This window comes from Neobacillus vireti (assembly GCF_036962345.1).
GTDB lineage: Bacteria > Bacillota > Bacilli > Bacillales > Cytobacillaceae > Neobacillus > Neobacillus vireti_A.
The window spans coordinates 194,684-217,949 of sequence record NZ_JBALNB010000019.1 but is presented as its reverse complement, the minus strand read 5'-3'; the positions used below and the strand labels follow the sequence as shown (position 1 = coordinate 217,949).

Below are 23,266 nucleotides of genomic sequence, written 5' to 3'. Positions count from 1 at the left end.
AAGCGGAAGCGCCTTGGTCAGCCCCGACAGCTGCTTGCGGACCTGTGGATGAAGTCATGCTTTTCGACTTCATCTGCAGGACCGAAGTGACCTCGAGGGGCTAGGCGCTGGAGCTAGACAATAAAATAAATCCATTAAAACCCATCTTGCCAAAATAGATTCACCTTGTTATAATGGGTGCAGTGTCTTTTTAGTAATTAATGCCGAGTCTTAAGACAGGCATATATATAACTCTGTTTCTCAAGGATTCAGGGCGGAAGGAGATGAAAAGAATGAAAGCAGGAATTCATCCAAATTACAAAACAGTACAGGTGACTTGTGCTTGCGGAAACACTTTTGAAACTGGTTCAGTGAAAAAAGAAATTCGCGTTGAGACTTGTTCAGAATGTCATCCATTCTATACTGGTCGTCAAAAATTCGCTGAAGCTGGCGGACGTGTTGACCGTTTCAACAAAAAATACGGTCTTAAAGATCCCAACGCTCAATAATAATTGCACAAAACAGGCAAGCAGAAACTTACTTGCCTGTTTTTTATTGAATAAAACATGATGAATTTTAAAAATATAGACGTAATAGGGTTCGGGAAGGAGACGCCGAATTATGTATTTAATGAAGCAACTCGGATGGATTGAGGTTATCTGCGGCAGTATGTTCTCAGGAAAATCAGAGGAATTGATTCGTCGTGTCAGACGTGCTCAATTTGCTAAACAAAAAATAGCTGTTTTCAAACCGAAAATTGACAATCGCTATAGTGAACAATCTGTCGTTTCTCATAATGGCACCTCTTTTCATGCGAAACCTATCTCTCATTCAATAGAGATATTACACCATGTAGAGGCAGATATTGATATCATTGCCATTGATGAGGTGCAATTCTTCGATGAAGGGATTGTTAGGGTTGTACAACAGCTTGCAGACAGCGGCCATCGCGTCGTTGTTGCGGGTCTAGATATGGATTTCCGCGGTGAGCCTTTCGGGCAAATGCCAGCATTAATGGCCATTGCAGAAACCGTAACAAAACTCCAAGCTGTATGCAGCGTATGCGGATCTCCATCAAGCAGGACCCAGCGCCTAATCGACGGAAGGCCTGCATCGTACCATGACCCCGTCATCCTAGTCGGTGCCTCAGAAGCATACGAACCAAGATGCCGCCACCATCACGAAGTACCGAAAACAGCATCACGGGTGCCTGTCACCGTTTATACAGAATAGGACATTTATGCATTCGTTTATGCATTCGTTCATGCATTTAAAGCCTGGGGAGTGAGTCTTCTCAGGCTTTTTTGTGTTTTGGTTGTTGGCAGGATTTGCTTGGACGTTTTGGATATGGTGAGGGAATGATAGTGGTAGGAGGTGCAAATGATGAAAAAATCGCTGTTTTTCTTGTTGTTTTCTGTTCTTGTGCTTTCGGCATGTCAGGCAGGAAATGAGCAAACCGCTTATGATTTGCGCAATGATACCACGAGCCCAAATTTAATGTCTAACCCTTCAGGTTACCACCCGAACTATGATGTGGGTCCGAGGTCTGACCAGAATCCGAATTTCCTTAATCTAAGGGGAACTTCTTTAAATGATGCCTCTAATCGGAATAATATGGGCACAGATATTGATATCGCTCGAGATATTGTCAATCGAACAGGTGATTTTACGGCTGAATCTATTTGGATTAATAACGCTGGTGACCAGATGACAGTATCGGTAGATCGGAAAGGCCGGCTAAGTGGAGATGAACGGGATAGAGCTATAAACACCCTTCACAAAAAACTCGTCCAAGCACTGCCGCGTTATGACATTAATATAAGAGAACGTTAACATGCTCTGGCTTCAGGGCGTGTTTTTTTTTACATAGGGTGCGGATGATAAGACTTATAGCCAAAATTTCATTCTAGGCGCCGTTCTTGGACGTTTCCGTGCCCAACATAACAAGCTCAAAGCCTTAATAATAGAACTAAAAAAATTTTTCCCCCTGAATTTGGTTTTGACGGGGGTTTTCACCTATACTATAATTATAATGTTATGGACAAAAACTAGAGGTGGTAACTGTGTTTGATCGTCTTCAATCTGTTGAAGATCGTTATGAAAGATTAAATGAGCTTTTGAGCGATCCAACAATCATTAATGATTCAAAAAAACTTCGTGAATATTCAAAAGAACAATCTGATATACAAGAGACTGTACAAACGTATCGTGAATATAAAGAGGTCCGTGAACAGTTCAACGATGCCAAGGCGATGCTTGAGGAAAAGCTCGACGCGGAAATGCGTGAAATGGTCAAGGAAGAAGTTCATGAGCTAGAAAAGCAAATTGAGGAACTCGAAGCAAAAATGAAGGTCCTGATGATTCCGAAGGATCCGAACGATGACAAGAACGTTATCTTTGAAATCCGCGGCGCTGCCGGAGGCGAGGAAGCAGCTTTGTTTGCGGGTACCCTTTACCGCATGTACAGCCGTTATGCAGAAGCGCAGGGCTGGAAAACGGAATTGATTGACGCCAATCCAACAGGTCTTGGCGGCTATAAGGAAATTAGCTTTATGATCAATGGGCAAGGTGCCTACTCTAAATTGAAGTTTGAGAATGGCGCTCACCGTGTGCAGCGTGTACCGGAAACAGAGTCCGGCGGACGGATTCATACATCGACGGCGACCGTGGTATGCTTACCGGAAGCAGAAGATGTAGAAGTGGAAATTCATGATAAAGATATCCGTTTTGACGCGTTTGCTTCCAGCGGTGCCGGCGGGCAGTCTGTTAACACGACGATGTCAGCGGTTCGTTTGACACATATTCCGACAGGAATTGTTGTATCCATCCAGGATGAAAAATCGCAGCACAAGAACAAGGACAAGGCAATGAAGGTCCTACGTGCGCGTGTCTATGATAAATTCCAGCAGGAAGCGCAGGCGGAGTATGATTCTGTTCGTAAATCTGCGGTTGGTACCGGTGACCGTTCTGAACGTATTCGTACGTATAACTTCCCGCAAAATCGTGTAACCGATCACCGTATTGGTTTAACTCTTCAGAAGCTCGATCAAATCATTGAAGGCAAGCTTGATGAAATCATCGATGCGTTAACGTTAGAAGATCAAACGAGCAGGCTCGAAAGTGGTTCAGATGAGTAAAAAGATTTTTGAAGCTCTGCAATGGGCTTCTTCTTTTTTAAAAGAAGCCAATCGTGATGAAAATGCCGGCGAGCTGCTGCTTCGTCATATCACCGGGATGTCACGGGCGCAGCTATTTGCCAGTGTTCGGGATGATCTCAAGCCTTCTCAATGGGAAGCGTTTGAAGCAGGTGTCACCGAACATGTAAAAGGAACGCCGGTTCAATACATAATCGGTTTCGAAGAGTTTTATGGACGGACCTTTTTCGTAAATGAAGAGGTCCTCATTCCGAGGCCGGAAACCGAAGAACTCGTCTATGAAACGTTGAAGCGGATCAATAAACGGGAATTAAAGGTCGTTGATATTGGGACAGGCAGCGGGGCGATTGCGATTAGTTTAAAGCTTGAGCAGCCCTCATTAACGGTCTATGCCTCCGATATTGCAGAAGAGTCATTAGCTGTCGCAAGAGAAAACGCTAAGCAGCTCGAAGCGGACGTCCAGTTTGTGCAAGGGGATTTACTTCAGCCCTTTCGCGGGCAGAAGCTTGATGTGGTGATCTCGAATCCCCCTTATATCCCATTAAGTGATATTAATACGATGTCAGTAGTGGTCACTGAGCATGAGCCGCACCGGGCTTTATTTGCTGGTGAGGATGGACTTGATTTTTACCGCCGCTTTATGGTGGAACTGCCCGAAGTAATAGCACCAAGCGCGCTGGTTGGCTTTGAGATTGGGGCCGGACAGGGGGAGGCGGTAGCCGACCTTTTTAAAAAAGCGTTTGGAAATGTGAAGGTAGAAGTTCTTAATGATATTAATGGCAAGGACCGGATGGTGTTTGCGGAAATAATTCAAGGCTCCGAGTACTAAGCTCAGGAGCCTATTTTTTTATTTTTTTAAATTTAATAGTTTAAGATTCTTTGTATTTGTCCACAATGAGGATAGTGAAGGGACGGTGCGGAGAATGAATAGTAAAGTATTGGTTTGGTCTTATTTAATCGTATTATCGTTGGGAACGATATTGAATTTATATATGCCTAAAACGGAAGCAGTAGCGAAGGACTCGGTTGTGATTCCGGCAGAGGCCATCAGGCTCCGGATTCTAGCAAACAGTGATAGTGCAAAAGATCAGGAGATTAAACGAATGGTCCGTGACGAGGTGAATGAACAAATCACGTTGTGGGTTCAGGAGTTAACATCATTGGAAAAAGCGAAAAGTGTACTGACTTCGAAGCTGCCGGAGGTACAAAACATTGCGGAAAAGGTTGTGGCGGAGCAGGGATCGACACAGAGTGTAAAAGTAGAATTTGGCAAGGTTCAGTTTCCTACTAAATTATATGGTGAGTTTTTATATCCAGCTGGGGAGTACCAAGCAATCTTGATAACACTAGGTGAAGGGACAGGCGCCAATTGGTGGTGTGTGTTATACCCGCCATTATGTTTCTTAGATTTTTCAAATGGAGTAGCGGTACAGAGTGATGGTTTTGAGGATAGCCATACGGCTCAAGCGGCAGAGATTGAGAAAAAGGTAGAAAAGGAACCGGTTGCTGAGGAAGTTTCCGATGAGCCGAAGAAGAAGGTTATAGAAGAGGAAGTTTCCAACGTGACGAAGGAAAAGGTAAAAGAAGAGGCTGCTCCTGTAAGGAAAGAAGCTCCTTCTAAAAGGATTGTAGAAGAAGTTACCGAGGAAGAACAAGTAGAAGTGAAAAAGCAAGCAGTTGTAGCAGAGAAAAAACAAGTGGTAGTAGCAGAGGATACTGAAGAGGATGTACAACCAGTAGTAGAAAAAGAAACGGAAGTAAAAAAGGAAGCAAAGAAGGAAAAAACAGCTCCGGTTTATACTGCAGAGGATGAAAAGCCTGTAAAAGTAAAATTCTTTGTTGTTGAGATGTTTGATAGTATTTTCAGATAAGGGTCATCGCAGATATAATTCAATTAGCGCAGATATATTGGAATGAACGCAGATATATTTCATTTATCGCAGATAAAACGAAAGTAACGCCGATATCTACCAGCCAGTCTCAAAAATGAGGCTGGTTGTTTATTTTTACTAGTTTTTGCATGTATTTAGTTCTAGTTCTCTTAATTATTCATAATCATAGAGTATAAACTAAAAGAGGTGGTAGAAATGCAAGGACTTATTCGCTGTGCAAACAAAGAGGATTTGGGCACTTTAAGAGAGTTTCTAACGAGAGCGAACCTTGGGAGTGATGGTTTAACAGAGGGAACGATAGAATACTTTTTATTGCTGGAGGATGAGAACGGGGCCATCAAGGGTACGCTGGGGATGGAGGTGATCGAAGGCTGTGGATTATTACGTTCCTTAGTCGTTTCGCCAGGTCAGGCAGAAAAGGATATCGTCCTTTTGATTACCCAAATGATGCAATTAGCAAAAGAAAAAGGCATGAAAAGTTTGTTTTTGGCAACCAATAAAGGAGCGACAGTGCCGTTTTTCGATTTACTAGGTTTCGAGAAGGTAGAGCGTGACGAATTACCTGCCGAGCTTTATACCTTAGAACACATAAAACACATTTTAAATGTGGATAACTCGTTATTTTTAAAATTTTCACTATAATTGTGGATGGAATCCACAAAGTTATCCACTTTTTCCAGTAAGTTATACACAATTTGTGGATAAGGGGTTGTGTTTATTCACACCATCTAATATACTTTCAAAGGTAATATGAGACAAAAAGCCTAAATTCGGCAAAATTCGATAACATTTGCGCTTCAGAAAAAAGGTGGATAATTATGAACACAAAAATCTGGATAGTGGATAAATATGTGGATAACCTTGAAAATAATCCACAGGTTGTGGAAGCCGCTCGTTTTTTACAGGAAAATGAAGTGGTAGCACTGCCGACGGAAACGGTTTATGGACTGGGAGGAAATGCGGAAAGTGATGAAGCTGTGGAAAAAATCTTTGCTGCCAAAGGCAGACCGAGTGATAATCCACTGATTATCCACATTGCGGATAAAAATCAGATCAACGCGTTTGTTACCGAGCTTCCTAAAAAAGCTGAAATCCTAATGGAAAGGTTCTGGCCAGGACCTTTAACCATTATTTTTAAAAAGAAAGATGGAGTCCTGTCGGAAAAGGCTACGGCGGGTTTAGATACGGTCGCTGTCAGGATGCCGGACCATCCTGTGGCAATTGCGCTGTTAAAAAAATGCGGGCTGCCGATTGCAGCTCCAAGTGCAAATAGCTCGGGGAAGCCTAGCCCGACGAATGCACAGCATGTGGTTGAGGATTTAAATGGGAAAATTGCCGGTGTGCTTGATGGCGGACCGACGGGTGTGGGCGTTGAATCGACGGTTCTTGACTGCACCGAAGAAATTCCTATTATTTTGCGTCCAGGCGGGATAACGAAGGAGCAGCTTGAGACTGTGATTGGTGAGGTTCATCTTGACGCGGCCTTAAGCGATGAAGCTTCTAAGCCGAAAGCTCCGGGGATGAAGTATCAGCATTATGCACCGAACGCACCGCTTTTTCTGGTGAATGGAAGCAGGGAGTTCCTGCGGCGTTTAATAGAAGAAAAGCAAAATGAGGGGCTGCGAGTCGGGGTGCTGGCAACGGAAGAAAGTGTGGAGTACTATCACGGCGACGTTACCATTGCATGCGGAAAGAGAAGTGAGCTTGAAAGTGTAGCCACAGCTCTGTATGAAACGTTAAGGAACTTTAACCAAGAAAAAGTGGATATCATTTTTAGCGAAATGTTTCCGAATACAGGTGTTGGCCATGCGATCATGAACCGGCTGCAAAAGGCGGCAGGGAATAAAATTATCCACGAATAAACGGCAGGTGTCCCTTGGAGGGATGCCTGTTTTTTTTTTGACTGTCCAGCTCCAGCGCCCTAACGGCTAGTGTCCTTCGCCCTCCGATAAGTCAACATCGAATCGCCTCCGGCTCTTCGTGTTTCCTTTATCTCAGTTGGAGTGCTCCAGGCCATACGCCGCTGACCAGGGCGCTTCCGCTTTTCCTATTCTAAATCCCTTTGGACGTGCATATGTTAAATCAGGGCAAGTCCGAGGGGGTCGAGGTTTAAGTGTACGGGATGATTGGAGAATTAGTGACGCTGTTGTTAATGGCGTTTGCACTGGGAATGGACGCCTTTTCTGTTGGTCTAGGAATGGGAATGTTCAAGTTAAGGCTGCGGCAAATATTTAAAATCGGAATCACCATTGGTTTCTTCCATGTGTGGATGCCGCTTGTCGGCATGCTTGCAGGAAAATTTTTATCCGATAAATTTGGAACGTTTGCATCCATCGTTGGAGGATTGCTGCTGATTGTGCTTGGGGCGCAAATGGTATGGTCAAGCCTTCGAAAAGGTGAGCAATCGGTTATGACGCCAGTTGGATTTGGCCTGATCATTTTTGCAACAAGTGTCAGTCTTGATAGCTTTTCACTGGGGCTCACGTTAGGGATATATGGGGCCAAAACGCTGTTGGTCATTATCTGCTTTGGCGCAGTTGCAACGGTGTTAACGTGGGCAGGGCTGCTGCTCGGAAAAAAAGCACAAGGCTGGCTTGGCTCGTATAGCACTGCGCTTGGAGGCAGTATTCTGTTAGCATTTGGAATCAAATTACTCTATCCGGTTTTTAAAGGCCTTTTTTCATTATAGATAAAGCATGGTAAAATAGTACATATCGAAAGGAGGGGCAGTATGCAGCGCATTTTGTTTGTGTGTACAGGTAATACGTGCAGAAGTCCAATGGCAGAAGCAATTTTAAAAAATAAAAAGATTGACGGTTTTGAAGTCAAGTCGGCGGGAATATATGCAGCAACCGGGAGTGAGGCATCTGCTCACGCCAAAAAGGTGCTCGATGACCATCAAATCGAACACGATCACTCCTCTACTTTGCTCGACACTGAATCTGTCCGATGGGCAAATGTAATCTTAACCATGACAGCTTCCCACAAGTATGCCATTCTGCAGCAATATCCTGAAACATCAGATAAGGTGTTTACGTTAAAGGAATTTACTGGTGAGGAATTTTATGTCGATGTGGTCGACCCGTTTGGCGGCAGCTTGGCCATCTATCAGGAGACCTATCAGGAATTGGATCAATTAATTACTAAAGCAATTGAAAAAATACAAAGCTCTCAGTGATGAGGGCTTTATATTTTTTTACGGGTATGTCAATATTAAGTCAGAATAGCAGAAGAATTCTGGAGCTGGACAGTCATCAAAGTTCAGTTATATAGTTAGGTTTAAAGGGATCATAACAGGAGGTTTTTAATTATGAAAGTAGCGTTAGCGTCTGATCATGGCGGTGTCAATATTCGGAAGGAAATCGCCAGTTTAATGGACGAGCTTGGAATTGAATATCAGGATTTCGGCTGTGATTGTGAAACATCTGTCGATTATCCGGATTATGCCCTGCCGGTTGCGGAAAAGGTGGCAAGCGGTGAATTTGATAGAGGGATTTTGATTTGTGGAACGGGAATTGGGATGAGCATTGCAGCAAATAAGGTAAAGGGAATCCGGTGTGCTCTTGTGCACGATACATTTAGTGCCAAGGCAACACGTGCACATAACGACACCAATATCCTCACAATGGGTGAGCGTGTGATCGGACCAGGACTTGCACGTGATATTGCACAGATTTGGTTGACTGGTGAATTTGAGGGCGGCCGCCATGCCACTCGTGTTGGGAAAATCAGCAATTACGAAAACAAATAGGATGATGACAATGATTCAAGAATGGGAAAAAGAGCTTGAAAGTATTCTTTCGGAATTTCAAGCCCAGGCTTCATTAAAGCGTGGTCAGTTATTTGTGGTTGGCTGCAGCACCAGTGAGGTAATGGGTGAGAAAATTGGAACATCTGGAACGGTTGAAGTGGCGGAAATGATTTTCCGTCAGTTGCGTTTGTTCGCACAAGAAACGGGTGTTAGTTTAGCGTTTCAATGCTGCGAGCATTTGAACCGGGCGATTGTTGTTGAAAGAGTTGTAGCAGAGGCTAAGGCGTTGGACGAGGTATCCGTGGTTCCGGTTCGTAAGGCAGGCGGGGCGATGGCAACCTTTGCGTTTGAAAATTTAGAGGATGCCGTTGTTGTTGAATTTTTGAAGGCAGATGCCGGAATCGATATTGGGCTCACTTTCATCGGTATGCACTTGAAGCATGTTGCGGTGCCAATAAGAGTTTCCCAGAAAAAAGTAGGACATGCGCATGTAACGTTAGCGAAAACACGGCCAAAGCTTATTGGCGGTGCAAGAGCTGTCTATGAAAAGACGAAGGGGAATACAAGCTGCAGTTAGTTAAAAAACGAATGTTCAATTGGTTTATTCGTGTAAATGTTCGGATAATGTCGAATTTGGTCTATCTTTAAACGGTTGAAAATAAAAAAAGTGAGGATTTTCCGAAATCCCCATTTCTCTTTTAGAGAGAAACGTGCTATTATATAGAGGAAATTTTCAAAATGTTAATTACGATTCAAACATACAGGGGGGATTACCATGAAGCATTTGTCGAATCAGGACAAGCAGGTATTTGAAGCAATTCAACAGGAATTAGGACGCCAGCGTGGAAAAATTGAATTAATAGCATCAGAAAACTTTGTTAGTGAAGCGGTAATGGAAGCACAGGGATCTGTGTTGACAAACAAATATGCAGAAGGCTATCCAGGCCGCCGTTATTATGGCGGTTGTGAATATGTGGATATTGTAGAAGACCTTGCCCGCGATCGTGCGAAGGAGATCTTCGGTGCGGAGTACGTAAATGTTCAGCCGCATTCTGGTGCACAAGCCAACATGGCAGTATACTTTACTGTTCTTGAACAAGGCGACACAGTGCTTGGAATGAACCTTTCACATGGCGGCCACTTAACGCATGGCAGCCCAGTTAACTTTAGTGGTGTTCAATATAATTTTGTTGAGTATGGTGTGGATGAAACGACGCATCGAATCAACTACGATGATGTCTTGGCGAAAGCGCGCGAACACAAGCCAAAGATGATCGTTGCGGGTGCAAGTGCGTATCCACGTGAAATTGATTTTGCGAAATTCCGTGAAATCGCAGATGAAGTCGGCGCTTATTTAATGGTTGATATGGCTCATATTGCTGGACTTGTGGCAGCAGGCCTTCATCAAAATCCAGTTCCATATGCTGATTTCGTAACTACTACGACACATAAAACTCTTCGTGGACCTCGCGGCGGAATGATTTTATGCAAAGAGGAATTTGGCAAGAAAATTGACAAATCCATCTTCCCTGGTATCCAAGGCGGACCGCTTATGCATGTTATTGCTGCAAAGGCTGTTGCTTTTGGTGAGGCGCTTCAAGATAGCTTTAAAGAATATGCTGGTCAAATCATTGCCAATGCGAAGCGTTTGGCAGAAGGCTTGGAGAAGGAAGGCATCAAGTTGGTTTCCGGCGGTACAGATAACCACTTGCTTCTTTTAGATATGCAGACGTTAGGCTTAACTGGTAAGGTTGCGGAAAAGGTTCTTGATGAAGTGGGGATTACCGTTAACAAGAATACGATCCCATTTGATCCGCAAAGTCCGTTTGTAACAAGCGGTATTCGTATTGGTACTGCTGCTGTTACAAGCCGTGGTTTTGGCTTAGAAGATATGGATGAAATTGCGTCCATCATTGCGTTTACCTTAAAGAACCATGAAGACGAAGCGAAGCTGAAGGAAGCGGCTGCTCGTGTTGAGAACTTGACAGGTAAATTCACGCTATATCCTGAATATTAAATATTTGTGAAATCGACTCTGATTAGGGTCGATTTCTTTTTTGTGCTCTAGTTGCTACTTAGAAAGTTTTTCTGTAAAATGAGACGGAGTTAAATTTTCGAAAAGGGGCGATTAGTATGGCAAAGGTATACGTCTTCGACCATCCACTTATTCAGCACAAGCTTACATACATTCGTGACAAAAATACAGGAACGAAAGAGTTCCGTGAATTGGTAGACGAAGTGGCAACACTTATGGCATTTGAAATCACAAGGGATATGTCACTGGAAGATATCGAAATTGAAACGCCTGTTTGTCTGACAAAATCAAAGGTGTTATCTGGAAAGAAAATCGGGATTGTCCCAATCCTGCGTGCAGGAATTGGAATGGTGGATGGAATTTTAAAATTAATTCCGGCTGCCAAGGTTGGCCATGTCGGCTTATACCGTGATCCAGAAACATTACTGCCTGTGGAATACTATATTAAGCTTCCGAGTGATGTGGAAGAACGTGAATTCATCGTGGTCGATCCGATGCTGGCTACGGGCGGATCTGCGAATGTGGCCATTGACAGCTTGAAAAAGCGCGGCGCGAAACACATTAAGTTTATGTGTTTGATTGCGGCCCCAGAAGGCGTGGAAGCTGTGAAGGAAGCACACCCTGATGTTGACATCTATATTGCTGCGTTAGATGAAAAGCTGAATGACCATGGTTACATCGTGCCGGGTCTTGGGGATGCTGGGGATCGGTTGTTTGGGACGAAATAGGATAGGTTTAGTTGGCTGAGTGGACTTAATGTTTGCTTGGCTTTTTTTGTTTCCTGGATGGGTTTTCTGCGTGTTTTTTTGTTTAATTTTTACCAAAAATTGTCTAATTATCCAATATCCTTTGAAAAATGTCCAAAAGACACGAAAATTTCGCCAAAACCATCAGGGAATTGTCCAAAATCACCAGAAATTTATCCAAAACACTCAAAAAAATGTCCAAACACATTTTCCCCCCGAGAGTCCACTAAAAGTTCATCATATCTCCTTATTATCTTCGCAGGAAGATGACCCAAAAAAATTGAATTACCCTCATATTATGAAAAAGAGGTGATGTTTAGTTGATTATGTTGGAGTTAAAGCTGCCAGTTCAGGCGGAACAATGTATCGCATTACTAAAAAGAATGCCAAAAAGACACCCAATGATGTCTACTGTTGAAAAAGATTTAAAAGCGTGGCTGAAGGGGTATTATGGGGAACAGGCAGGAGGTTATTACCTTTCGTTTTTACCTGAAGATGAATATTATATCTTTCATGGATTGCGATTGAAGGATAAAAACTGGTTCCAGATGGATGTGTTACTGGTAACTGCTAAGTTTATCCTAATAATAGAAGTGAAAAATATCTCAGGTAAATTGAAGTTTAATAAGGGATCGGACCTGATGACGAGGGAACTCAATGACCTAGAAGAAGGCATGGATAATCCAATACAGCAGGTGAAAAGGCATCATCTCCAATTTAATAATTGGTTGAAGGGTAACCAATTCAAAGGGATTCCGGTGGAGCACCTAGTGGTAATTAGTAAAACGTCTACAATTATTGAAACATCCCCTGACAACCTACAAATTTTTCAAAAATTAATTTATGCGGAATCATTGCTTGATAAGATCAGAGAATTAGAAGAAAAATATGAAAAACACCGATTAACAAAGAATCTTGCCCACCTATCAGATACCCTCTTAAATGAACACACTATCCTCATTACAGACATTCTCCAAAAATACAATCTCTCTCAAGGTGATTTGAAACCTGGCGCACTGTGTATAACTTGCAAAAAAACGATGGAATTCATATCAGCAAGCTGGCGGTGTTCTGATTGTCAGACCATTTCTAAAACTGCGCATATCTCAGCGATAAGTGATTATTTCCTCCTTTACAATCAGACAATCACAAGGAAACAATTGGCTGAGTATCTAGAGATTACCTCCACTCAAGCAAAATATCTTCTGGAATGCCTTAACCTCCCCTCCACCGGCACAAAACGCAGTACCAAATACTTTCTACCAAAAAACTGCATACTTTCCCCTCATAAAGAAAACGATATGAAAAAAGGGGAATTTTTTACATGAAAAAATGGACACTTCTATTGGTAATGATTTTCTCCCTCCAAACAACTACATCCGCGAGGTCGCTTGAGACACCTCCGATTCCAAAACAAAGGATTGCCATTGTGGTGCTTGAAAACCAGCAATCCCCTCAGGATATTCAACAAATGATTAAACCCTATAAGGACATTCATTTGCGCCGCGTTTTTCAAGAAGCGATATATGGCTTTTCGGTAGAAGGAAACCCAGCGTCGATTGAGAAACTCGGGCAGAACAGCAAAGAAATCATCAGCGTTTCACCGATAAACGAATATAAGGTCCAAACCGAGGAAAGTGTCAAAATTATTGGCGGCGAGGAGATTCGAGGCCTTTTTGATAAACAAAATCGCCGTTTGACGGGGAAAGGTGTAACCGTTGGCGTCATCGATACCGGTGTGGATTACACCCATCCGGATTTGAGACGGAATTTTGCGGGCGGGCATGATCTAGTTGATAATGACACCGATCCGATGGAAACCAAAATCATCGGAAGAGCTACAGTCCATGGCACCCATGTGGCAGGAATTATTGCGGCGAATGGAAAATTAAAAGGAGTAGCTCCGGAAGCAAAAATTCTCGCGTACCGTGCCCTCGGACCTGGCGGCGGCGGAACAACGGAGAATGTGCTGGCCGCCATCGAACAGGCGATGAAAGATAAAGTCGATATTATGAATCTCTCGCTGGGTAATGACATCAACGGTCCCGACCTGCCGATCAGCTTGGCGCTGAATAGAGCAGTAGAGAAAGGGATTGTCGCGATTGCCGCTTCGGGAAATTCAGGTCCGAATGTCTGGAGTGTCGGTTCTCCAGGAACAGCCTCAAAAGCCATCTCGGTTGGGGCTTCAACTCCTACGATTGAAATCCCCTATTTATTAATAGAAGGAATCCGGGATAAAATGCGGATCCAGCCGTTGGAGGGGTCGAGTAGTTGGAAGCTTGATCGTTCCCTGTCCATTGTGGAAGCTGGTATCGGAACAAAAGAAGAATTAAAGAATGTTATGGGGAAAATTGCTTTGATTAAAAGAGGAAAGATTACTTTTTCTGAAAAAGCGAAAAATACCCGCGAGGCTGGAGCCAAGGGTGTCATCATTTACAATAATTTAAGCGGGAGCTTTATGGGGAATCTGGAAGCGCCGATGGATATCCCGGTGGGGTCCATAACAAAGAAAGAGGGGGAGCTATTAAAAAGTAAAACCGATTCATTGGCAGGTATTTCTGTCAGCCAGGAAAGGGATTTGCTTGCAGACTTCTCGTCAAGAGGACCGGTGACCGACACCTGGGAGGTAAAGCCGGATATTGTGGCACCCGGTGTGGCCATTAACTCGACGATTCCAGGAGGATATATGTCTTTACAGGGGACCAGCATGGCAGCGCCGCATGTGGCAGGGGCCTGCGCTCTAATTAAACAAGCGCACCCAGAGTGGACACCTGAACAAATTAAGGCTGCACTGATGAATACGGCCAAACCATTATTGAAAAATGGCAAGCTTTATCGGACATATGAACAGGGGGCAGGAAGAATTCAAGTCACAGAGGCAGTGAAAGCAACATCCCTGGTCACCCCAAGTTCGCTCCGATTTGGTAAATATGAAAGTGAAGGCGATATTCATAAAGCTTTTTTGAATGTGGAAAATCTCAGTGATAAGCCGGTGCGTTACACATTTGATATCCCGAAGAATAAAGATGGCTTAAAATGGCGTTTCCCCATGGCGTTCACAGTTGAGGCAGGCGGGAAGCGCGATGTTAAAATTGAATTAGAAGTAGATCCAGCGCAATTAAAAGGAAAAATTCATGATGGGTATCTGACGATTCATGCGGGGGCCAATTCGATTCAAATACCTTATATCTATGTGCTGGAAGAGCCGAACTACCCAAGGGTAATGGGATTTGACTTTAAGGATGGCGACCAAGAAGGAACCTACCAATACGAGGTCTACCTTCCCGGCGGAGCAGAGGAGTTTGGAATTGCCCTATTCAATCCGGATGATTTCCGATTTGTTGGCTTTTTAGCTACCAACCAAAATGTAAAAAAAGGATTAATCAACGGTCTCATAACAGCTGATGCTCTTCCACCTGATGGTGTCTACCTGGCTAAAGTCTTCGCGAAAAAGGCGGGGAAGGAAGACTTTATTGAAACAATGATTGTGATTGGGGAAGTGGTTCGATAATAAGTGGCGAGTAAAAAAATGGTGGTGCACAGTAAAAGGAAAAATGCACCACCGTTCATCATTTTGTTCACAAAATGGTCACAATTTCAGCGGAAAAGTTAGGGTGGTATACACTACAATAATAGTGTTAACTTAAACTTCCAATTGGAAGAAATTACGCAGTATAGATTGTGGATATTTTCACGTAAATTCATTGACATTGCAGAATTGCTATTGTATGCTAACAAAGGGTATAAAATGAGAGGGTTTTCAGATGAATCGACAGAATCCTCAGAATTTCTACCTGTTTTTCTTTGTACATACTACCTCGAACTTTGTATTCTCATATAGCGGGGATGCGATACTTATGAGTAAGGAAAACCGCAATCCATTTAAAGCCTATGCCTTAATGTCCACCATTCTGGCGTCCTTAGTTGGATCGATTTTAATCGGTCTTTTTGCAGGCCGATGGCTGGATAAACAGTGGGGTACAGAGCCAATTTTCTTAATAGTTGGATTGTTTATCGGTTTAGCAACTGGTATTTACACAATGCTCGTTACAATCCGCAAGTTCAACTCGGGAGATTAAAACAACCATGCAGGAATTTCAAACAATGTTTATCCGACAGCGAAAGTGGATGTTTTTTTTATTGTCTTTTTATGTGCTTGGTTGGGGGTTCACTGCGCATCAATCAATCTTTCTTGGATTGATTCTTGGGACAAGTTTGAGCCTCTTTAATTTGTGGTTGATGGCGAGAAAAATCGACAAAGCCGGACAAGCAGCAGCTGAAGGAAGACAACTTCGTTCACTTGGATCTTTTTCACGAATGGCAACCGGTGCTTTAGCGATTGTCATCACAATGAGGTACCCTGAGCAATTCCATCTCATTAGTGTGGTTATAGGATTAATGACATCCTACATTGTCATTATGATAGATTTTTTTAGTCACAATTACTTTTTACATAAATAGTGGGGGAAGCGAGGTGAATACTGTTGCATCATGAAGCTCCAATAGTTACGTTTCTTGGACTCCAATTTAATCTAGCAAACGTTTTGATGATTACGATAGCAAGTGCCATTGTCTTTTTGATTGCCATCCTATCTACTCGTAATCTGGCCATGAAACCAACCGGAATCCAAAACTTCATGGAATGGGTCATGGACTTTGTTAAAAACATCATTAACAGTACGATGGATTGGAAAGATGGCGGACGGTTCCATGTACTCGGAATCACCATCATCATGTATATCTTTGTATCCAATATGCTGGGACTGCCATTCTCGGTAGTTGTGGACGGAGTACTTTGGTGGAAATCACCAACAGCAGATCCGGCTGTTACCTTGACGTTAGCCACATTGATAGTGGGATTATCGCACTTCTATGGTGTCAAAATGAGAGGTGCAGGAGCATATGGAAGGGAATTCTTTAAACCATTCTGGTTCATGTTCCCAATAAAAATTATTGAAGAGTTTGCAAATACTCTGACTCTAGGTCTCCGTCTTTACGGAAACATTTATGCGGGGGAAATTTTATTAGGTTTACTCGCGGCTGGTTTAGCAACCGGTGTGGGCGGAACAATTGCCGCTGCACTACCAACGCTCGTGTGGCTTGGCTTCTCAGTCTTTGTCGGCGCCATCCAATCATTTATTTTCTGTATGTTAACAATGGTGTACTTAGCTCACAAAGTGAGCAGCGACCATTAAGATAAACCGTTCTTAATTATAAGAACAAAAATATATGTATTTATTTTTTCATACACTAAAGGAGGAAATTTTCAATGGGTTTAATAGCAGCAGCAATCGCAATTGGTTTAGCAGCACTAGGTGCAGGTATTGGTAACGGTCTTATCGTATCAAAAACAGTAGAAGGTATGGCTCGTCAACCAGAATTACGCGGTACACTTCAAACTACAATGTTCATCGGGGTTGCGTTAGTTGAGGCGATTCCTATCATCGCGGTTGTTATCGCGTTCATGGTTCAAGGTCAATAATCGAACGCGCTTAGTAGCGTTTATGAAGATGGCGAAGATCATTCGTGAGAACCTTCGCCATTCGTTTATGTTCAATACTGGGCATTAACGATTGATTTCGACAATTATTTCGACTGATATAGAGGTTGGTTTAAGGGAAAGACCTTGAAAGGAGTGAATCGCGGGTGTTAACAAATAGTTTTGTATTAGGTGCAGCAGCCCATACTGGTGTGAACTGGGGAGATATAGTTTTCCAGCTTGTGATGTTCATCATCTTAATGGCATTGCTGAAAAAATTCGCTTGGGGCCCCTTAATGGGCATCATGAAACAGCGTGAAGATCATGTAGCGGGTGAAATTTCAGCTGCAGAGCAAAGCCGCACAGAAGCTAAAAAGCTATTAGAAGAGCAGCGCTCTCTATTAAAAGAAGCTCGTTCCGAAGCGCAAGTTTTAATTGAAAATGCGAAAAAGCAAGGCGATATTCAGCGTGAAGAAATCATTGCAGTCGCTCGTACTGAAGCGGACCGCATGAAAGAATCTGCTAAGCTTGAAATCGAGCAGCAGAAAGAAAAGGCAGTTGCCGCTATTCGTGAACAAGTTGCTTCCTTGTCTGTATTAATTGCTTCTAAAGTTATTGAAAAAGAATTGAATGCAGCAGACCAAGATAAACTCATTAACGAATATATTCAAGAGGCAGGAGATCAGCGATGAGCAACTCCATGGTAGCAAAACGCTATGCGTTGGCTCTTTTTCAAATCGCTAAAGAACAGCAGCTTCTTGGAGTAATAGAAGAAGAACTTCGTGTAGTGAAAGAAGTATTTGTATACAATAGCGATTTAAAAGCAGTTTTAAAGTCTACAAAGCTTTCAATGGATAAGAAAAAAGAGATTTTATCAGCCGCTTTTACAACCGTTAATCCATATGTACTGAATACACTATTGCTCTTGATTGATCGTCATCGTGAAGATGAGGTCATCGAAGTAGCGAACCAATTCTTTGAATTAGCGAATGAAGAGTCAGGAATTGCCGATGCTGATGTCTACAGCACGCGTGAGCTTACCGAAGCAGAACGCGAAGCAATCTCTGCAACGTTTGCTGCAAAGATTGGAAAGAAATCATTAAGAATTGAAAATATCGTGGATTCCGAATTGCTCGGCGGCATTAAGCTCCGAATCGGAAACCGTATATACGACGGGTCTTTGCGCGGAAAGCTAGACCGTTTAGAACGCAAATTATTAAGCTAAGATTCGTAGATAGGGGTGAAACTCATGAGCATCAAAGCTGAAGAAATTAGTGCCCTGATAAAACAGCAAATTGAAAACTATCAGGCTGAAATTCAAGTGAGTGATGTCGGTACAGTTATCTCCGTTGGTGACGGTATCGCACGTGTTCATGGCCTCGACAATGTCATGGCTGGAGAACTTGTTGAATTTTCAAACGGCGTTATGGGTATGGCTCAAAACCTTGAGGCAAATAACGTTGGTATTATCATTCTTGGACCTTTCACTGAAATTAAAGAAGGTGACGAGGTTCGTCGTACAGGACGCATCATGGAGGTTCCAGTAGGTGAGGAACTAATTGGTCGTGTTGTTAACTCTTTAGGACAACCAGTTGATGGTATGGGTCCAATCAATACTACAAAAACTCGCCCTGTTGAAGCAGTAGCTTCAGGCGTTATGGCTCGTAAATCCGTTCATGAGCCATTACAAACAGGTATTAAAGCGATTGACGCGCTTGTTCCAATCGGACGCGGTCAGCGTGAGTTAATTATCGGAGACCGTCAAACAGGTAAAACATCTGTTGCAATTGATACAATCTTGAACCAAAAAGGTCAAGACATGATTTGTATCTACGTTGCTATCGGTCAAAAAGAATCAACCGTACGTGGTGCCGTTGAATCATTACGTAGATATGGAGCATTAGATTACACAATTGTTGTAACGGCTTCTGCTTCACAACCAGCTCCATTGTTATTCTTAGCTCCTTATGCGGGCGTTGCAATGGCTGAAGAATTTATGTATAACGGTAAGCACGTATTAATCGTATATGATGATTTATCCAAACAAGCGGCTGCATACCGTGAGCTTTCCCTATTACTTCGCCGTCCTCCAGGTCGTGAAGCATATCCAGGGGATGTATTCTACTTGCACTCCCGTTTATTAGAGCGTGCAGCGAAGTTGAACGACACATTAGGTGCAGGTTCAATCACAGCATTGCCATTTATCGAAACACAAGCAGGTGACGTTTCTGCTTATATCCCAACAAACGTTATTTCCATCACAGATGGACAAATTTTCTTACAATCTGACCTTTTCTTCTCCGGAGTACGTCCAGCGATCAACGCAGGTCTTTCCGTTTCTCGTGTAGGAGGATCCGCGCAAATCAAGGCGATGAAGAAGGTAGCAGGTACATTACGTCTTGACCTTGCTTCTTACCGTGAATTAGAAGCATTTGCTCAATTCGGTTCTGACCTTGATAAAGCAACACAGGCGAAGCTTAACCGCGGTGCCCGCACCGTTGAAGTTCTAAAACAAGATCTTCACAAGCCGCTTTCTGTAGAAAAGCAAGTTGCAATCCTTTATGCATTAACACGCGGTTTCCTTGATGATATTCCATTAACGGATATCCGTCGTTTTGAATCTGAACTCCTTAATTGGTTAGACCACAACCGCAAAGACTTGTTAGACCATATTGTGAAGACGAAAGATCTTCCTTCTGATGACGATATGGCTGCTGCAATCAACGCCTTCAAAAAGACGTTCGCAGTTTCCGAATAAGTAGGGTCTGACAATATTTGATGGCGAAGGTGGTTGGGAAAAGGGAAACAGGCACTACAAAAGCGTGCCTGTCACCCTTTTCCCACCATCGTAGCCCCGAACAACATTCTTTGTAAGAGGGTGGTGAGAACCTATGGCATCATTACGCGATATAAAAAATAGTATTAATTCTACAAAAAAGATGAGTCAGATTACCAAAGCAATGGAGATGACTTCTGCAGCTAAATGGAATCGTGGAGTAGCGAATGCAAAAGCATTTGTTCCTTACATGGAAAAAATCCAGGAAGTTACCGCAGCTGTCGCAATGGGAAGCAATGGAGTCAATCATCCAATGCTGCAATCTCGTCCTGTTAAGAAAACGGGATATATTGTTATGACATCTGACCGTGGTCTTGCTGGCGCTTATAACAGTAATGTGATCCGTCGTGTATTCCAAACAATCCAATCACGTCACAAGTCGGCAGATGAATATGCGATTATTGCAATCGGTCGTGTGGCCCGTGACTTTTTTGTTAAACGTGGAATAAATGTAGTTCTTGACATTGTTGGAGTATCCGATCAACCGAGCTTCGAGAGTGTTAAAGATATTACTAGCAGTACGGTTGGCATGTTCTCCGATGGAACCTTCGATGAACTTTACGTATATTACACTCATTATAAAAGTGCAATTACTCAAGAGGTAATCGATAAAAAGCTGCTTCCACTAACGGAAATTTCGGCTTCTACTAAGCTTACATCGTATGAATTTGAGCCATCTGCAGAAGAAATTTTAGAAGTTCTCCTGCCTCAATATGCTGAGAGCTTAATTTATGGTGCTCTATTAGACAGTAAAGCGAGTGAGCATGCTGCTCGGATGACTGCGATGAGAAATGCTACTGATAATGCGAAAGAAATGATCAAAAATTATTCATTAATATACAATCGTGCCCGTCAAGCAGCGATTACACAAGAAATTGCGGAAATCGTCGGCGGTGCGGCAGCGTTAGAATAGAACGAAAAGCGGAAGCGCCTAGGCGCTGAAGCTGAACAATAATTTTTGCAGGGGGACACCCTTTCAAAAACCAATTTTTAAAAAATGAACCCCATTTGGGGGCCTTATTAAGTCTTGCTGGGCGGGAATGAGTTCATCGTTCCCGACTACATTTCAGGACTATGACTAGTAAAGTGTGATTCACTAGATCCCTTTTTAAAAGGGATCTAGTGAAAAAGTAAGATAGGAGGGAAAATGATGAACAAAGGACGCGTTCTTCAGATTTTGGGTCCGGTTATTGACGTTAAGTTTGAAAACGGCCAATTACCTGAGATTTATAACGCTTTGCGAATTGAATACAAAGCGCAAAGTCAAACTGAAGTTGATATCAACTTAACCCTTGAAGTAGCCCTTCATTTAGGTGATGATACGGTTCGTACAATTGCAATGGCTTCCACTGATGGTGTAATGCGTGGAATGGACGTTCTTGATACAGGGGCTCCGATTTCTGTACCGGTTGGTAACGTAACTCTTGGCCGTGTATTTAACGTATTAGGTGAAGCAATTGACCTTAAAGAAGAAATTCCAGCGAGTGAACGCCGAGATTCGATTCACCGTGAAGCACCAACTTTTGAAAATCTTTCTACTGAGGTAGAAATTCTTGAAACGGGTATTAAAGTAGTAGACTTGCTTGCACCTTACATTAAGGGTGGTAAGATTGGTCTGTTCGGTGGTGCCGGTGTAGGTAAAACGGTTTTAATCCAGGAATTGATCAATAACATCGCACAAGAGCACAGCGGTATTTCTGTATTCGCTGGTGTTGGTGAGCGTACACGTGAAGGTAATGACCTTTATCATGAAATGACAGATTCAGGCGTTATCAAGCAAACAGCGATGGTATTCGGACAAATGAACGAGCCGCCAGGAGCACGTATGCGAGTTGCCTTGACTGGTTTGACGATGGCTGAATATTTCCGTGATGAGCAAGGACAAGACGTATTGTTATTCATCGATAACATTTTCCGTTTTACGCAAGCAGGTTCGGAAGTATCGGCGCTATTAGGCCGTATGCCTTCTGCGGTAGGTTACCAGCCAACTCTTGCTACTGAAATGGGTAAATTAGAAGAACGGATTACATCTACTAAAACAGGTTCTGTTACTTCAATCCAAGCGATTTACGTACCAGCCGATGACTATACGGATCCGGCTCCGGCTACTACATTCGCTCACTTAGATGCAACGACTAACCTTGAGCGTAAGCTATCTGAAATGGGTATCTACCCTGCGGTGGATCCACTTGCTTCTACTTCTCGTGCATTGTCACCTGAAATCGTTGGGGAAGAACATTACAATGTAGCGCGCCAAGTACAATCAACTTTACAACGTTACCGTGAATTACAGGATATCATTGCGATCCTTGGTATGGATGAACTTTCTGATGATGATAAGTTAGTGGTACTTCGTGCACGTCGTGTCCAAAACTTCTTATCACAAAACTTCCACGTTGCTGAACAGTTTACTGGTCAGCCAGGATCTTATGTTCCAGTAAAAGATACGGTTCGTGGGTTCAAAGAGGTCCTTGAAGGTAAGTATGACCACCTTCCAGAAGACGCATTCCGCTTAGTTGGACGTATTGAAGACGCAGTGGAAAATGCAAAACGCATGGGTGTAGAGGCCTAAAGCCTGTCAGGAGGGTAAAAAATGAAGACGATAAAAGTCAGTGTTGTTACTCCCGATGGCCCGGTGTATGAGTCAGATGTGGAAATGGTTGTTACGAAGGCTCAAAGTGGTGAATTAGGTATTTTACCTGGACATATCCCAATGGTTGCTCCTTTGGCAATTGGCGTTGTGCGTCTCAAGAAGTCTGGAGCTAAACAAGACGATCTTGTTGCTGTCACTGGCGGTATTCTTGAGGTTCGTCCTGAAAAGGTAACGATTCTTGCTCAAGCCGCTGAAAAAGCAGAGGATATCGACGTGGAACGTGCACATAGAGCGAAAGAACGTGCCGAGCAGCGTATGAAAGATCAGAAGACGGAACACATCGATTTCCGTCGTGCCGAGCTTGCCCTGCAACGTGCCATCAACCGTTTATCGGTTACAGGAAAACAATAATAGTTATGATACAAACCCCTGTTGGTCTTTGGACTGGCGGGGGTTTTTTGTGTTTGAATTTGGTAGTAGTTGGAGTTTGGGCTATGGTCAACGGAGGAGGAGAAATGGTAGGTAGGAGGTTGGACGGCAAGTATTTGCTGGATTGAATGGATGGTGAGGGTTGAATTATGGATTTCAGAGGAAGAAAATGACGATGGCCAGTCTAACGACTGGCTTTTTCGGTGTTTGGTATGGTGTGTGAATTTGTTAGGCAGGTAAACAAGGGGTTTAGGCAGGTGAAAGAAGGTTGGAGGCAGGTAAGAGGTTGAATTAGGCAGGTGGAGGGGGAGAAATGACAGGTAGGAGGTTGGGCCGCTAGTTTTATAGCTGGTTTGAATGGATGGTGTGGG

General features: G+C 43.2%; 26 protein-coding genes. All 26 read left to right on the top strand.

Features of this window, described 5'->3' with window-relative positions; genetic code table 11:
- Positions 1-272 precede the first annotated feature (272 nt).
- Positions 273-488 carry a 50S ribosomal protein L31 gene (gene rpmE, locus V7108_RS22975; protein WP_335508901.1) on the top strand — a complete coding sequence of 72 codons (216 nt, stop codon included), beginning with the start codon at positions 273-275 and terminating at the stop codon, positions 486-488.
- A gap of 112 nt (positions 489-600) precedes the next feature.
- Positions 601-1,212, top strand: coding sequence for a thymidine kinase (locus V7108_RS22970; protein ID WP_335508903.1), 612 nt, complete (start codon positions 601-603; stop codon positions 1,210-1,212).
- 147 nt (positions 1,213-1,359) lie between these two features.
- A complete protein-coding gene (locus V7108_RS22965; protein WP_335569559.1) occupies positions 1,360-1,812 on the top strand; it encodes a hypothetical protein in 453 nt (150 codons plus the stop codon).
- A gap of 230 nt (positions 1,813-2,042) precedes the next feature.
- Positions 2,043-3,116: a peptide chain release factor 1 gene (gene prfA / locus V7108_RS22960; RefSeq protein ID WP_335508907.1), complete on the top strand. Its 1,074-nt coding sequence runs from the start codon at positions 2,043-2,045 to the stop codon at positions 3,114-3,116.
- The gene (gene prmC / locus V7108_RS22955) at positions 3,109-3,963 is read left to right on the top strand and encodes a peptide chain release factor N(5)-glutamine methyltransferase (RefSeq protein ID WP_335569605.1); all 855 of its coding nucleotides are present in this window, start codon (positions 3,109-3,111) and stop codon (positions 3,961-3,963) included. The genes prfA and prmC overlap by 8 nt, the downstream gene beginning before the upstream one ends.
- Positions 3,964-4,057: 94 nt before the next feature.
- A complete protein-coding gene (spoIIR, locus tag V7108_RS22950; protein ID WP_335569558.1) occupies positions 4,058-5,005 on the top strand; it encodes a stage II sporulation protein R in 948 nt (315 codons plus the stop codon).
- A 216-nt stretch (positions 5,006-5,221) separates the two neighbouring features.
- Positions 5,222-5,668: a GNAT family N-acetyltransferase gene (locus V7108_RS22945; protein ID WP_335508914.1), complete on the top strand. Its 447-nt coding sequence runs from the start codon at positions 5,222-5,224 to the stop codon at positions 5,666-5,668.
- Positions 5,669-5,844: 176 nt separating this feature from the next.
- Positions 5,845-6,888: an L-threonylcarbamoyladenylate synthase gene (locus V7108_RS22940; protein WP_335508916.1), complete on the top strand. Its 1,044-nt coding sequence runs from the start codon at positions 5,845-5,847 to the stop codon at positions 6,886-6,888.
- 260 nt (positions 6,889-7,148) lie between these two features.
- Positions 7,149-7,715: a manganese efflux pump MntP gene (locus V7108_RS22935; RefSeq protein WP_420489002.1), complete on the top strand. Its 567-nt coding sequence runs from the start codon at positions 7,149-7,151 to the stop codon at positions 7,713-7,715.
- 42 nt (positions 7,716-7,757) lie between these two features.
- Positions 7,758-8,204: a low molecular weight protein arginine phosphatase gene (locus V7108_RS22930; protein WP_335569557.1), complete on the top strand. Its 447-nt coding sequence runs from the start codon at positions 7,758-7,760 to the stop codon at positions 8,202-8,204.
- A 132-nt stretch (positions 8,205-8,336) separates the two neighbouring features.
- Complete coding sequence (gene rpiB, locus V7108_RS22925) at positions 8,337-8,777, top strand: ribose 5-phosphate isomerase B (RefSeq protein WP_335569556.1); 441 nt, start codon at positions 8,337-8,339, stop codon at positions 8,775-8,777.
- Positions 8,778-8,787: 10 nt separating this feature from the next.
- Positions 8,788-9,354 (top strand): TIGR01440 family protein, encoded by a 567-nt coding sequence (locus V7108_RS22920; RefSeq protein ID WP_420489211.1) that lies wholly within the window; start codon positions 8,788-8,790, stop codon positions 9,352-9,354.
- 198 nt (positions 9,355-9,552) lie between these two features.
- The gene (gene glyA, locus V7108_RS22915; protein ID WP_335508924.1) at positions 9,553-10,794 is read left to right on the top strand and encodes a serine hydroxymethyltransferase; all 1,242 of its coding nucleotides are present in this window, start codon (positions 9,553-9,555) and stop codon (positions 10,792-10,794) included.
- Between the two features lie 116 nt (positions 10,795-10,910).
- Entirely contained in the window at positions 10,911-11,540 is a 630-nt protein-coding gene (gene upp / locus V7108_RS22910; protein WP_335508926.1) for a uracil phosphoribosyltransferase, read from the top strand.
- A 344-nt stretch (positions 11,541-11,884) separates the two neighbouring features.
- Positions 11,885-12,886, top strand: a complete 1,002-nt coding sequence (locus tag V7108_RS22905; RefSeq protein WP_335569603.1) for a nuclease-related domain-containing protein — start codon at positions 11,885-11,887, stop codon at positions 12,884-12,886.
- Complete coding sequence (locus tag V7108_RS22900) at positions 12,883-15,069, top strand: S8 family serine peptidase (protein WP_335569555.1); 2,187 nt, start codon at positions 12,883-12,885, stop codon at positions 15,067-15,069. Before V7108_RS22905 ends, V7108_RS22900 begins: the two co-directional genes overlap by 4 nt.
- Before the next feature lie 346 nt (positions 15,070-15,415).
- The gene (locus V7108_RS22895; RefSeq protein WP_335508960.1) at positions 15,416-15,637 is read left to right on the top strand and encodes an AtpZ/AtpI family protein; all 222 of its coding nucleotides are present in this window, start codon (positions 15,416-15,418) and stop codon (positions 15,635-15,637) included.
- A 7-nt stretch (positions 15,638-15,644) separates the two neighbouring features.
- A complete protein-coding gene (locus V7108_RS22890; RefSeq protein ID WP_335508932.1) occupies positions 15,645-16,019 on the top strand; it encodes an ATP synthase subunit I in 375 nt (124 codons plus the stop codon).
- A 23-nt stretch (positions 16,020-16,042) separates the two neighbouring features.
- A complete protein-coding gene (gene atpB / locus V7108_RS22885) occupies positions 16,043-16,753 on the top strand; it encodes a F0F1 ATP synthase subunit A (protein WP_335508934.1) in 711 nt (236 codons plus the stop codon).
- A gap of 74 nt (positions 16,754-16,827) precedes the next feature.
- Positions 16,828-17,040: a F0F1 ATP synthase subunit C gene (gene atpE, locus V7108_RS22880; protein WP_335508936.1), complete on the top strand. Its 213-nt coding sequence runs from the start codon at positions 16,828-16,830 to the stop codon at positions 17,038-17,040.
- Positions 17,041-17,204: 164 nt separating this feature from the next.
- On the top strand, positions 17,205-17,729 hold the full coding sequence (locus tag V7108_RS22875; RefSeq protein ID WP_335508939.1) for a F0F1 ATP synthase subunit B: 525 nt from the start codon (positions 17,205-17,207) through the stop codon (positions 17,727-17,729).
- Positions 17,726-18,262 carry a F0F1 ATP synthase subunit delta gene (locus V7108_RS22870; protein ID WP_335508940.1) on the top strand — a complete coding sequence of 179 codons (537 nt, stop codon included), beginning with the start codon at positions 17,726-17,728 and terminating at the stop codon, positions 18,260-18,262. The genes V7108_RS22875 and V7108_RS22870 overlap by 4 nt, the downstream gene beginning before the upstream one ends.
- A gap of 24 nt (positions 18,263-18,286) precedes the next feature.
- A complete protein-coding gene (gene atpA / locus V7108_RS22865) occupies positions 18,287-19,795 on the top strand; it encodes a F0F1 ATP synthase subunit alpha (protein WP_335508942.1) in 1,509 nt (502 codons plus the stop codon).
- Between the two features lie 133 nt (positions 19,796-19,928).
- Positions 19,929-20,786 carry an ATP synthase F1 subunit gamma gene (atpG, locus tag V7108_RS22860; RefSeq protein ID WP_335569554.1) on the top strand — a complete coding sequence of 286 codons (858 nt, stop codon included), beginning with the start codon at positions 19,929-19,931 and terminating at the stop codon, positions 20,784-20,786.
- A gap of 237 nt (positions 20,787-21,023) precedes the next feature.
- On the top strand, positions 21,024-22,445 hold the full coding sequence (atpD, locus tag V7108_RS22855) for a F0F1 ATP synthase subunit beta (RefSeq protein ID WP_335569553.1): 1,422 nt from the start codon (positions 21,024-21,026) through the stop codon (positions 22,443-22,445).
- A gap of 21 nt (positions 22,446-22,466) precedes the next feature.
- A complete protein-coding gene (locus V7108_RS22850) occupies positions 22,467-22,877 on the top strand; it encodes a F0F1 ATP synthase subunit epsilon (RefSeq protein WP_335569552.1) in 411 nt (136 codons plus the stop codon).
- Positions 22,878-23,266: the final 389 nt, after the last annotated feature.

What these genes read in the sequence shown, in the direction of transcription:
- rpmE (WP_335508901.1), top strand. Translation starts at nt 273, where the DNA reads ATGAAAGCAGGAATTCATCCAAATTACAAAACAGTACAGGTGACTTGT.
- V7108_RS22970 (WP_335508903.1), top strand. Translation starts at nt 601, where the DNA reads ATGTATTTAATGAAGCAACTCGGATGGATTGAGGTTATCTGCGGCAGT.
- V7108_RS22965 (WP_335569559.1), top strand. Translation starts at nt 1,360, where the DNA reads ATGATGAAAAAATCGCTGTTTTTCTTGTTGTTTTCTGTTCTTGTGCTT.
- prmC (WP_335569605.1), top strand. Translation starts at nt 3,109, where the DNA reads ATGAGTAAAAAGATTTTTGAAGCTCTGCAATGGGCTTCTTCTTTTTTA.
- spoIIR (WP_335569558.1), top strand. Translation starts at nt 4,058, where the DNA reads ATGAATAGTAAAGTATTGGTTTGGTCTTATTTAATCGTATTATCGTTG.
- V7108_RS22945 (WP_335508914.1), top strand. Translation starts at nt 5,222, where the DNA reads ATGCAAGGACTTATTCGCTGTGCAAACAAAGAGGATTTGGGCACTTTA.
- V7108_RS22940 (WP_335508916.1), top strand. Translation starts at nt 5,845, where the DNA reads ATGAACACAAAAATCTGGATAGTGGATAAATATGTGGATAACCTTGAA.
- V7108_RS22935 (WP_420489002.1), top strand. Translation starts at nt 7,149, where the DNA reads ATGATTGGAGAATTAGTGACGCTGTTGTTAATGGCGTTTGCACTGGGA.
- V7108_RS22930 (WP_335569557.1), top strand. Translation starts at nt 7,758, where the DNA reads ATGCAGCGCATTTTGTTTGTGTGTACAGGTAATACGTGCAGAAGTCCA.
- rpiB (WP_335569556.1), top strand. Translation starts at nt 8,337, where the DNA reads ATGAAAGTAGCGTTAGCGTCTGATCATGGCGGTGTCAATATTCGGAAG.
- V7108_RS22920 (WP_420489211.1), top strand. Translation starts at nt 8,788, where the DNA reads ATGATTCAAGAATGGGAAAAAGAGCTTGAAAGTATTCTTTCGGAATTT.
- glyA (WP_335508924.1), top strand. Translation starts at nt 9,553, where the DNA reads ATGAAGCATTTGTCGAATCAGGACAAGCAGGTATTTGAAGCAATTCAA.
- upp (WP_335508926.1), top strand. Translation starts at nt 10,911, where the DNA reads ATGGCAAAGGTATACGTCTTCGACCATCCACTTATTCAGCACAAGCTT.
- V7108_RS22905 (WP_335569603.1), top strand. Translation starts at nt 11,885, where the DNA reads ATGTTGGAGTTAAAGCTGCCAGTTCAGGCGGAACAATGTATCGCATTA.
- V7108_RS22900 (WP_335569555.1), top strand. Translation starts at nt 12,883, where the DNA reads ATGAAAAAATGGACACTTCTATTGGTAATGATTTTCTCCCTCCAAACA.
- V7108_RS22895 (WP_335508960.1), top strand. Translation starts at nt 15,416, where the DNA reads ATGAGTAAGGAAAACCGCAATCCATTTAAAGCCTATGCCTTAATGTCC.
- V7108_RS22890 (WP_335508932.1), top strand. Translation starts at nt 15,645, where the DNA reads ATGCAGGAATTTCAAACAATGTTTATCCGACAGCGAAAGTGGATGTTT.
- atpE (WP_335508936.1), top strand. Translation starts at nt 16,828, where the DNA reads ATGGGTTTAATAGCAGCAGCAATCGCAATTGGTTTAGCAGCACTAGGT.
- V7108_RS22870 (WP_335508940.1), top strand. Translation starts at nt 17,726, where the DNA reads ATGAGCAACTCCATGGTAGCAAAACGCTATGCGTTGGCTCTTTTTCAA.
- atpA (WP_335508942.1), top strand. Translation starts at nt 18,287, where the DNA reads ATGAGCATCAAAGCTGAAGAAATTAGTGCCCTGATAAAACAGCAAATT.
- atpG (WP_335569554.1), top strand. Translation starts at nt 19,929, where the DNA reads ATGGCATCATTACGCGATATAAAAAATAGTATTAATTCTACAAAAAAG.
- atpD (WP_335569553.1), top strand. Translation starts at nt 21,024, where the DNA reads ATGAACAAAGGACGCGTTCTTCAGATTTTGGGTCCGGTTATTGACGTT.
- V7108_RS22850 (WP_335569552.1), top strand. Translation starts at nt 22,467, where the DNA reads ATGAAGACGATAAAAGTCAGTGTTGTTACTCCCGATGGCCCGGTGTAT.